This window comes from Stenotrophomonas sp. GD04024 (assembly GCF_029837545.1).
GTDB classification, from domain to species: Bacteria; Pseudomonadota; Gammaproteobacteria; order Xanthomonadales; family Xanthomonadaceae; genus Stenotrophomonas; species Stenotrophomonas forensis.
Window position 1 is genome coordinate 1 of the sequence record NZ_JAOEDV010000147.1, and the last position, 3,445, is coordinate 3,445.

The following is a 3,445-nucleotide window of genomic DNA, read 5'->3' on the forward strand; positions in this document are numbered from 1 at the left end:
AGGATTGCCGGCCAGCGGCCGGCATTACCGGGCCGACAGCACCTTCAGCACCGCTGCCTCATCCACGTCCGGCACCACTTCGGCACGGCCCATGCCCCGCCACAGCACCAGGCGCAGGCGGCCGGCCACGTTCTTCTTGTCCAGCCGCATGCGGCCGAGCAGGGCCTGCGGGTCCAGCCCGGCCGGGATCGCCACCGGCAGGCCGAGGCGTTCAAGCAGTGCCTGCAGGCGAGCGCGATCGGCATCGTCGGCCAGGCCGAGATCGGTGGACAGCTTCGCCGCCAGCACCATGCCCACCGCCACCGCTTCGCCGTGGTTCAGCGCATCGCGGCCGGGGGCCGAGTAACCCTGTTCGGTCTCGATGGCATGGCCGAAGGTGTGGCCGAGATTGAGCAGGGCGCGCTCGCCCTTCTCGAACGGATCGCGTTCGACAATCGCGGCCTTGTGCCGGCAGCTGCGTGCGATCGCTTCGGACAGCACGTCGTCTACGCCAGCAACCAGCGCCTCGGCATTCTGCTGCAGCCAGTCGAAGAAGGCGGCATCGCCCAGCGCACCGTACTTCACCACTTCGGCCAGGCCGGCACGAAGTTCGCGTGGTGGCAGGGTGGCCAGTACGCGGGTATCAGCGATCACCGCGCGTGGCGGATGGAAGGCGCCGACCAGATTCTTGCCGGCCGGAATGTCCACCGCGGTCTTGCCGCCCACCGACGAGTCGACCATCGCCAGCAGGGTGGTCGGCAACTGCACGCAGTCCACGCCACGCATCCAGCACGCAGCAGCGAAGCCCGCCAGGTCGCCGACCACGCCGCCGCCCAGCGCGAACACGCAGGCATCGCGGGTGGCACCCAACGTGGCCAGCGCTTCGATGGCGCGGCCGAACTCGGCCAGGGTCTTGGAGGCTTCCCCCGCAGCCAGCACGTGTTCGCCGATGATCAGGTCGGGACGTGCCGCCAGCAGCGTCTGCTTCACCGACGCCAGATAGCGCGGGGCGACTTCGCTGTCGCTGAGCAGCAGCACATGGCGGCCGCGTACGTGCGAGGCCAGTGCGGTGCCGTCGGCCTGGGCACCGGCGCCGATGGTGATGGAGTAGGGGCGGTCGCCGCCAACGGCGACCTGCAGCGGTGCGGGGAAAGTCATGCGGTCAGGTCCTGGCGCTGCCATTGCGTGGCCAGCTTGACCACCAGCTGGGCGGTCGCATCGGCAGCGGTATACGGGTCGGTATCGAGGGTGAGGTCGGCCAGCTCGCGGTACAGCGGATCGCGGTGTGCGGCCAGATCGTGCAGCACCTGCTCGCGGTCAGGACGTTGCAGCAACGGCCGGCCCTTGTCGCGGGCCAGGCGGTCCAGCTGCGCGGCCACGCTGACCCGCAGGTAGACCACGAAACCACGCCGGGCGATCAGCGCACGGTTGCCGGGGTCCAGCACCGCACCGCCGCCGGTGGAGACGAGCTGGCCACGGCCTTCCAGCACGCGTGCCAGTGCCTCGCGTTCATGGCTGCGGAAGCCGGCTTCGCCCGAATGCTCGAAAATGGTGGGGATGCTGGCGCCGGCGGCATCGACGATGGCCTGGTCGACATCGACGAAGTCCAGCGTGAAGCGCTCGGCCAGGCGGCGGCCGATGCAGGTTTTGCCGGCGCCCATCGGGCCGATCAGGATCAGGTTCGGAGCAGGATTCATGCCCTCTGATGCTAACACCTCCGTGCCCCGGCCTTTACGTTCTTCACGTCAGGGTAGGCGTTCCTGCGGGGTCTCCCGCGCCAGCCGGAGTACAGGCCATGACGGTCGCCAAGGTCATCGAAATCACCGCCTCCTCGCCGAAGAGCGTGGAGGACGCCGTGCGCAGCGGACTGAAAAAGGTCTCCGAGACGGTCAAGGGCATCCAGGGCGCCTGGGTGAACGAGACCAAGGTGGTCACCAACGGCAGTGGCGAGATCACCGAATGGCGGGTCAACCTGCGGGTGACGTTCCTGGTGGAGTAGGTGGCCTCAGCGCACGTCCTGCACCTGGCGCTGCCCGTCAAGCACCACCACGTGATCGGCCAGGGCGGGCAGGGCCTGCAGCGCCTGGCGGCTGACCCGCTCGTAGTACTGCACGAAGCGCTCCAGCTGAGGCCGGCTCATGCCGTGCCGGCCCGGCTGTGCCGCCTGTAGATTCTGTTCCTGCTGCCAGCGCCAGCGTGGTACCACCGAGAAGTCCGGTGGCTGCAGGAACCACAGGCGGTGGCAGCGCTGCCACAGCGCCGGGTAGTCGCGGGCCAGCGCCTGGTTGCACCATCGCCGCCAGCGGCCATCGGTGTCGGCCTCGCGTTCGAGTGCGTTCAGTGGCGCGTCCAGCGCGTCGTCATCCTGCGCGGGCGTGCCGAGGAACCAGCCTTCGAATACCAGCAGGTCCAGCGGTTGTTGCAGGCGTGGCCACTGCGCCTCGGGCAGGCGCTCATCGGCCAGCTTGTCGAAGCGTGGCATCGCGAAGGGCTGGCGCGCGGCCACGGCGTCGAGCACGGCGTGGGCCAGTGGCAGATCGTGGGTGCCGGGCGGGCCACGGGTGATCAGCAGCGGGTGAACCTGGCGGGCCAGCCGTTGGCGCTGCAGCCGGGTGAGGTAGACGTCATCGATCGACAGCGTGGCCGCGTTCAGGCCGCGTGCCTGGGCGCGTGCCACCACCTGCGCGGCCAGCGTCGATTTGCCGCTCCCCTGCAGGCCGCTGATCGCCAATACTGGAACTGCCGTGCCGCTGCCCAGCACATCGTCCAGAACCCGTTCGGCCAATGTTTCGGGAAATCCTTTCACCTGGGGCATATACGCAGCAGCGACCATGCAGCCACAATAGCCCAAACCGTGTGAGAAGAACGCAATCATGAGCGACCTGTACGCCGAAGCCCTGTCCACGTTTGCCGGCCTGTTCGAAGAGGCCAAACAGAGCCGCGAGGTCGAGCCGAACGCGATGGCCGTGGCCACCGCCGATGTCGACGGCCGGCCGTCGGCGCGCACAGTGCTGCTGAAGGCGTTCGACGAGCGCGGCTTCGTGTTCTACACCCACCTGGACAGCCACAAGGGCCAGGAACTGCAGGCCAATCCGCAGGCCGCGCTGCTGTTCCTGTGGCGCAGCCTGCGCGAAGCCGGCATCCAGGTGCGCATCGAAGGCCGTGTCGAGCAGGTGGCCGACGCCGAGGCCGATGCCTATTTCGCCAGCCGCCCGCGCATGAGCCAGATCGGCGCGTGGGCCTCGCAGCAGTCGAAGACGCTGGCGACGCGTGAGGAATTCGACGCGCGCGTGGCCGAGATCGAAGCCCGCTTCGAGGGCAAGGACGTGCCGCGCCCGGAGGGTTGGAGCGGCTTGCGCGTGGTGCCCGACCGCATCGAATTCTGGTACGGCGCGCAGTTCCGCCTGCACGAGCGCTGGTGCTATGAGGCCGGTGCCGAAGGGCGCTGGAGCAAGCGGCTGCTGTA

Annotated in this window: 5 protein-coding genes; 2 read left to right on the forward strand and 3 right to left on the reverse strand. The window is 68.8% G+C overall.

What is annotated here, in order from left to right:
• Nucleotides 1–24 precede the first annotated feature (24 nt).
• The gene (aroB, locus tag N7590_RS21960; protein ID WP_053512072.1) at nucleotides 25–1,137 is read right to left on the reverse strand and encodes a 3-dehydroquinate synthase; all 1,113 of its coding nucleotides are present in this window, start codon (nucleotides 1,135–1,137) and stop codon (nucleotides 25–27) included.
• A complete protein-coding gene (locus tag N7590_RS21965; RefSeq protein ID WP_053512073.1) occupies nucleotides 1,134–1,676 on the reverse strand; it encodes a shikimate kinase in 543 nt (180 codons plus the stop codon). The genes aroB and N7590_RS21965 overlap by 4 nt, the downstream gene beginning before the upstream one ends.
• 98 nt (nucleotides 1,677–1,774) lie before the next feature.
• Here N7590_RS21965 and N7590_RS21970 point away from each other — a divergent pair, with 98 nt between their 5' ends.
• Complete coding sequence (locus tag N7590_RS21970; RefSeq protein ID WP_005410663.1) at nucleotides 1,775–1,978, forward strand: dodecin family protein; 204 nt, start codon at nucleotides 1,775–1,777, stop codon at nucleotides 1,976–1,978.
• Between the two features lie 6 nt (nucleotides 1,979–1,984).
• Here N7590_RS21970 and N7590_RS21975 read toward each other — a convergent pair whose 3' ends face one another.
• Nucleotides 1,985–2,812, reverse strand: a complete 828-nt coding sequence (locus N7590_RS21975; RefSeq protein ID WP_164241827.1) for a kinase — start codon at nucleotides 2,810–2,812, stop codon at nucleotides 1,985–1,987.
• Between the two features lie 40 nt (nucleotides 2,813–2,852).
• On the opposite strand from N7590_RS21975, the gene pdxH reads away from it, so the two are divergent.
• Nucleotides 2,853–3,445 (forward strand): pyridoxamine 5'-phosphate oxidase (pdxH, locus tag N7590_RS21980; protein WP_279935904.1); only part of this gene is annotated, 593 nt, incomplete at its 3' end.

Bases quoted from the DNA above. Each gene is read 5' to 3' on its own strand.
- aroB (WP_053512072.1), bottom strand. From the start codon at position 1,137: ATGACTTTCCCCGCACCGCTGCAGGTCGCCGTTGGCGGCGACCGCCCC.
- N7590_RS21965 (WP_053512073.1), bottom strand. From the start codon at position 1,676: ATGAATCCTGCTCCGAACCTGATCCTGATCGGCCCGATGGGCGCCGGC.
- N7590_RS21970 (WP_005410663.1), top strand. From the start codon at position 1,775: ATGACGGTCGCCAAGGTCATCGAAATCACCGCCTCCTCGCCGAAGAGC.
- N7590_RS21975 (WP_164241827.1), bottom strand. From the start codon at position 2,812: ATGGTCGCTGCTGCGTATATGCCCCAGGTGAAAGGATTTCCCGAAACA.